General features: G+C 46.0%; 4 protein-coding genes and 1 tRNA gene. 4 read left to right on the top strand and 1 reads right to left on the bottom strand.

The window, feature by feature from the left end:
- The first annotated feature begins 414 nt into the window (after positions 1-414).
- On the top strand, positions 415-807 hold the full coding sequence (locus A3GG_RS12955) for an HU family DNA-binding protein (protein ID WP_018359388.1): 393 nt from the start codon (positions 415-417) through the stop codon (positions 805-807).
- 87 nt (positions 808-894) lie between these two features.
- Here A3GG_RS12955 and A3GG_RS0111270 read toward each other — a convergent pair whose 3' ends face one another.
- Entirely contained in the window at positions 895-2,130 is a 1,236-nt protein-coding gene (locus A3GG_RS0111270) for an alkaline phosphatase family protein (protein WP_018359387.1), read from the bottom strand.
- A gap of 88 nt (positions 2,131-2,218) precedes the next feature.
- On the opposite strand from A3GG_RS0111270, the gene ruvC reads away from it, so the two are divergent.
- The 3 genes from ruvC (at position 2,219) to A3GG_RS0111255 (ending at position 5,716) form a co-directional block, all read left to right on the top strand.
- Entirely contained in the window at positions 2,219-2,776 is a 558-nt protein-coding gene (ruvC, locus tag A3GG_RS0111265; RefSeq protein WP_018359386.1) for a crossover junction endodeoxyribonuclease RuvC, read from the top strand.
- 85 nt (positions 2,777-2,861) lie between these two features.
- Positions 2,862-2,934, top strand: a tRNA-Lys gene (locus A3GG_RS0111260).
- Positions 2,935-3,112: 178 nt separating this feature from the next.
- On the top strand, positions 3,113-5,716 hold the full coding sequence (locus A3GG_RS0111255) for a TonB-dependent receptor (RefSeq protein ID WP_026215801.1): 2,604 nt from the start codon (positions 3,113-3,115) through the stop codon (positions 5,714-5,716).
- Positions 5,717-6,197: the final 481 nt, after the last annotated feature.

The following is a 6,197-nucleotide window of genomic DNA, read 5'->3' as shown; positions in this document are numbered from 1 at the left end:
GAGATTAGAAAACTAGCGGTGTAGCAAAAAGGAGAGGGAGAGGAGAGGGAAACAAACAATTGGAAACATTCAGTAGCGAGCTAACCAAATAGCCCGCTGGCAATCTCGTGTCCCAAAGTGTACCCATTTACAATAATTGTGGTATTCAGTAGCTTATAAATAGATAAAAAAGACAAAGACCAATCTCCAAAACAGCCAAACACCTCCCAAAATACAGCAAAGAGCACCCCAAAGTACCCCCAAATACTACCCCCAACAGCGCCGATCTATACTTTGCGGAATCTAGGTTCCTAGGAAAAAATATATTTATCTGTACAAATAAAAATATTTATTTCTAGGAATAAATTTGTTTATCTCTAGGAATAAATTTATCTTTGCTAGTGAGTAGAATTAACCAATCAATATCAAGCAAATATGGCACAAGTAAAATTCAAAGTAGTAGAGCGTAAGACGCAGATTCCTAATAAGAGTGGGAAGAAGGTGGTGTACTCTGCCAACATGGTCAAACATGGCAAGACTACCACGAGACAATTGGCTGGGCAGATTAGCGAAAAGACCTCTTTCACCCGAGCCGATGTACTAGGGTTGCTGGAAGCTATCTCTTCCGAAATGCTGAAGGAGATGCTATTAGGCAAAAGCGTTCACCTTGAGGGTCTCGGTACTTTTTCACTAGATATCCGTAGCTCCTCTACCGAAAACCTAGAGGAATTCACGCATCGAAATATCGAAGGGCTTAAGATTCGCTTCACGCCCTCCACAGAGATGAAAGCCAAACTCATCGATGTTTCATACCGCGAAGAAAAATAAGCCATTAAATCTATTAAGCGCCACTTTACATCCCTATGGCAACTGTAAAGTGGCGCTTATTAGTTCCAGTTAGTACTTCTCACCAAGCTACTTACCAAGGAGTTTGTCAACGTCGGTCTCGGAAGCGTCATTAGGAGCAGGCGTAAGCCCTAGCAGACGGCACAAGAGCGGATAGATGGTAATATTGGGCACTCTCCCTACCTCTCTGCCCTTAGCAAAGGAGTCGCCCACGGCAAAGAAAATCGCTTGCATCTCAGGTAACTGATTGTCGAAGCCATGACCAGCAACTTTGCTCAGCTTTGGTGCTTCGCTAAAAAATACACTGGCACCCAAATCTGGCATGATCACGATATCTCCAAGGCGCTTCCCCTTATTGAAGTGAAATCGCTCGGGCACCTCTGCTGTACGGTAAGCAGTGATATGAGGGACAGACTTCAACTTCTCTAGAGCGACATCTACATACTCCGAGTTTTTAGCATAGAGCAGAGCCGGTGCCCCCTCGACCACAAAAGAAAAGCTATCACGGGGGAGATAGTCCATGAGATTGACGACTTTATTGGGGTCATAATCTACCATTCCATGATCTGAGACCACGATAAAGTCTACTTGATCGGCAATCGGCAGCTGGGCGAGCTTGCTCCTGAAGTAGCCAATTACGCTATCCACACGAGCTACCATATCTAGCACCTCTTGGCTTTGAGTACCATTGTGATGCCCACAAGCATCAGGCTCCTCTAGGTACCATGTAATCAGGTGAGGACGCTCTGCCTCAGGCTTTTTGAGCCAAGCGATTACCGAATCGGCACGAGCGACAAAGGGCTCTCCCGCATTGAAGCCCTTCCAATAACTTGGGCGCATCCCTTGGATCGGAGTTTCTGAGCCTACCCAGAAGTACGATCCAACCTTCACTCCTTGCTTTTCGGCAGTATTCCAAATAGGTTCGCCTAGATAGAAATTGGGATTGTGCACCCGCTCTAGGTCACCTACCTTGTAGTAGTCCTGTAGCTCCTCGTCCCAAAAACTATTATTGACTAAGCCATGATTTTGGGAATGTAGCCCGGTGGCCATGCTGTAATGATTCGGGAAAGTATTGCTAGGATACATAGGTGAGAGTACTGCACGCACGCCCTCCGATGCCATCGCATCGAGCGCTGGAGTAGAAGCACGATCTAAATATTCTGCACGGAATCCATCTACCGATACGATTACCGCATACCTTTGTTGCGATGGTGTCTCCGTGACCGTCCATAACTTATAGCCGGCAAAGAGGGCGGCAAGCAGCACCACAAAAGAGAGCAGGGATGTGAGATTTCTTGAGTTCATAAGATTTATAACAATCCTTATTATGTATACATTATTCTATTCACAAAGGTAGCACAATATTCTCTTATTTATCGGTAACTTTGCCTATATGGCAGATCAAGTAATCATAGGCATAGACCCTGGCACCATTGTTATGGGGTATGGCATCCTCGGGGTGATAGGTGGAAAGCCTACACTAGAGGCGATGGGGCTATTGCGGCTAGATAGATACCAATCGCATTACTTGCGACTACAAAAGATTCAAGAAGCTGTGGAAGCGCTGATAGAGCGATATGCTCCTACTGATATGGCGTTAGAATCACCCTTCATGGGGAAGAATATACAGACAACACTGAAGCTTGGTCGTGCCCAAGGAGCAGCAATGGTGGCGGCAATGCGGTCTGGCATTTCGGTATCGGAGTACGCGCCAAGTACAATAAAGAAGATGATTACGGGACGGGGTAGCGCAAGCAAAGGTCAAGTGGCGGCGATGCTTCAATACATGCTAAAAATACCTGAATCGGCTATGATGAAAAAAAATGATGCCTCCGATGCCGTGGCGGTAGCTATGACCCATCATCTCGAGGCACTCCGCATCCAGAGCGGGAAGAAAGAGAAGTCGTGGCGGGACTATATTCGGAATAATCCCGACAAGGTGATAAAATAATTGCCCAATTATTTGGTCGGATAAAAATATTGTATTACCTTTGCATTCGCAAACGAGGAAGTAACCCCGCGAGCAACGAAAGAATGACTTGGTAGCTCAGTTGGTAGAGCAATTGACTCTTAATCAATGGGTCGAGGGTTCGAGCCCCTCCCAGGTCACGGAAAGGAGATAGATAAATGTTCATCTATCTCCTTTTGCTATACACCCCCTCTTCTCCCCAATAGTAGGTAATTGAGCCGTAATATTTACCGATAATTGGGGATGGTAGGAGAAGTCAATAGCTTGTATCTTTGCTATCGCAATCAAGTCACAAATTACAACATATTCAAAACATTTATGAAGTTAAGCCAAAGAGCGATTGCGATGGTTATGCTATTTACAATAGGAGGGGGCGTGATGGTCCCCTCCTTTGCTGCAACACTTCCATCGCAGAGGGTCGAAGCGCAAGTTACAGATGCCAACATTGTAGGACACGTGATAGACAAGGCTACAGGGGAGCATTTAATTGGGGTTGTAGTCCGCATCAAAGGTTCAGCCTATGGGACGACCACAGACACATCGGGGCACTTCTACCTCCGAAATCTGAAGCCAGGAAGCTACACGATAGAAGTATCTGGTGTGGGCTACCAAAAGACAACGCAGACGATTACGGTAGTGGAGCACAAGACAATAGAGATAAATATAGCGCTAGAGGAGGATGTCTTTAATCTCCATGAAGTAGTTATCTCGGCTAATCGCCAACAAACACTTAGGAAGTATGCACCTACGCTCGTCAGCGTGATAGACAACAAAGCATTTGAGACAAACAATGCTACTAACCTCGCTCAGGGGCTATCATTCCAACCAGGTATTAGAGTAGAGAACAATTGTCAGAACTGTGGCTTCAATCAAGTGCGTATCAATGGGCTTGATGGGAGGTTTTCTCAAATCCTAATAGATAGTAGGCCTATCTTCAGTGCTCTAGCTGGAGTTTACGGACTGGAGCAGATCCCTGCAAATATGATAGAGAGAGTAGAGATCGTGAGAGGAGGAGGTTCTGCCCTTTACGGCTCGAGCGCTATTGCCGGTGTCATCAATATTATCACACAAGAGCCGGTATCTAATAGATTTGAAGCCTACGAGAACCTCACGATGACTGGTATGACAACACCAGACAATACAGTAGGGTTCAATGCTTCCATTGTCGGAGCTGATGGACGAATAGGAGGGACTGTATTTGGTCAAGCTCGCGACAGAGGCGCTTGGGATGCCAATGGCGACGGTTTTAGCGAGGTAGGAATGATTAGAGGACGATCAGTTGGTGCTCATGGCTTCATTAGGCTATCAGAGTTCGATAGGATTACAAGTGAGTTGCATACGCTGCAAGAGTACCGCAGAGGTGGAGACAGACTTGACCTACCGGTACACGTGGCAGCTGTTGCCGAACAGACAGACCACACCATCTATAGTGGCAACCTGAAGTATGACCACAACTCTCTTAACCTCTTGCATCGTCTGCAAGTATTTGCTTCGGGGCAAGTAGTGAAACGAACCAGCTACTACGGAGGCATTGGGGATGCTAATGTGGGGAAACTTGGATTTATCCCTAAGAAAGAGTTTGGAACCAACTTTGGAAATACCACGGGAAAGACATTCCAAGGAGGCTTGCAATATAGCTACGAATGGGATACAGCGCCTATAGCGCCTATCAAGTTCCTAGCAGGAGTGGAATACGTATACGATAGCCTTTACGATATCATGCCTATCCGAGCATGGGAGAAAGATACAAAAGGTAATTCGCTCAACCCTCCTATTGATCAGCGCATTCACAATGCGAGCCAGATAGCACAGGCCGAATGGGGCAATGATTACTGGACAATCCTACTCGGCATGCGAATGGACGAACACAGCGCAATCAAGAGTAGTAAAGGGGGAATAAGGCCAATCATCAGCCCGAGAGCCACAGTACGCTACAACCCTTCCGAATATTTTAATATCAGAGCTAGCTATGCTAAGGGATTTAGAGCTCCACAAGTCTTCGATGAGGATCTCCATGTGGGCGTCGTAGGAGGAGAGGCTCAAAGAGTCTACAATTCCCCTAACCTCAAACCAGAGGAAAGCCACAGCTTCAGCCTGAGTACAGATATGTACTTCACTATAGGTGCGGTACAAACCAACTTCCTTATCGAAGGATTTTATACCAAGTTAGTAGGCGCATTTACTAATAGAGAGCGTACGGATGCGCCGAAGTTAGGGTTCCAGGTATTCGACAGGGTAAACGGTTCGGGCGCACAGGTATATGGTATTAATCTCGAAGCTAAGGCACACTGGAACAAACTTAACGTACAAGGAGGACTAACTCTAGCTCGCAGTTTATGGGATGCGCCACAAGAATGGGGCAATAGATCACTCCTCGCTAAGGAAGATGCAAATGAGCCGAAAGAGGTAAATACATTAGTAGATCATGGGCCAAGCACGCTTGCTGGATTCAATATGGAAGAGGGTGAAGTAGCAATGACCTCTAAGCAGATGCTTAAGACGCCAAATATCTATGGTTATCTGACGGCAAGATACAATCCTGTAACCCCTCTCACCCTATCCCTATCGCTCAACTACACGGGGAAGATGTATGTGCCACACGTAGTTACTGTAGGGCAGATGGCAGAGGTAAATGACATACATATGGTAAAGAATGGGCTCAGACCCAATACTACAGAGCTTGAGAAAGCACCTCGATGGGATAGACTAGAGGTATCGCCCAACTACTTTGATCTAGGTGCCAAGGTAAGCTACGATATCAAAGTATTCAATACCTCAATAATCCAGCTATACCTCGGGGTGCACAATATGCTCAATTCATTCCAAAAGGATTATGATGTTACAGGCAATAGAGATAGCGGATACATTCATGGTCCTACTACTCCTCGGTCGTTCTATTCTGGACTGAAGATAATACTCTAAGGAGACTGTTGCACGGTGGCGAACTACTGCATTACTTTCGACATTCGGCTTCAGTCACGTACGTGAGTACGCTCCCGTCAGCCTCAGTCTCAGTGCCTTGCATTTCACCACCGTGCAACGTCTCAGCCGATTTGCTTGCAAATCGGCGAGAATGGCACTTCGTGCAACATTCTCCTAAGGTGTGATACCAATATGATAATAGGCTACGCCCCGAACTCGGGTCGTAGCCTAATATCGTATTAGAGCACTCCTATCTACTTAGATGTAACTCTCCCAAAACGGGCGTATTGTGTCGGTTTATTATTGTAGTCATCTTTGCGGTTGGAAGTTGTTCAGTTATTAGATGACTACGATTTATGTTTAATCTAAATGAAAGCAATTGCTTTTTCCTATTTATTAGTGGCGTTGACTTGAGGAAAGGGTTTGGAGGTTTGGAGGGGATCATTCTTAGAGATGGTCGCAATCCTTTAGAGGGGGATGT

Source organism: Porphyromonas levii DSM 23370, from assembly GCF_000379925.1.
Classification (GTDB): Bacteria; Bacteroidota; Bacteroidia; order Bacteroidales; family Porphyromonadaceae; genus Porphyromonas_A; species Porphyromonas_A levii.
Note: the sequence above shows the minus strand (reverse complement) of the source record. Positions and strands in the feature narration are given on the sequence as shown.

Bases quoted from the DNA above. Each gene is read 5' to 3' on its own strand.
- A3GG_RS12955 (WP_018359388.1), top strand. From the start codon at position 415: ATGGCACAAGTAAAATTCAAAGTAGTAGAGCGTAAGACGCAGATTCCT.
- A3GG_RS0111270 (WP_018359387.1), bottom strand. From the start codon at position 2,130: ATGAACTCAAGAAATCTCACATCCCTGCTCTCTTTTGTGGTGCTGCTT.
- ruvC (WP_018359386.1), top strand. From the start codon at position 2,219: ATGGCAGATCAAGTAATCATAGGCATAGACCCTGGCACCATTGTTATG.
- A3GG_RS0111255 (WP_026215801.1), top strand. From the start codon at position 3,113: ATGAAGTTAAGCCAAAGAGCGATTGCGATGGTTATGCTATTTACAATA.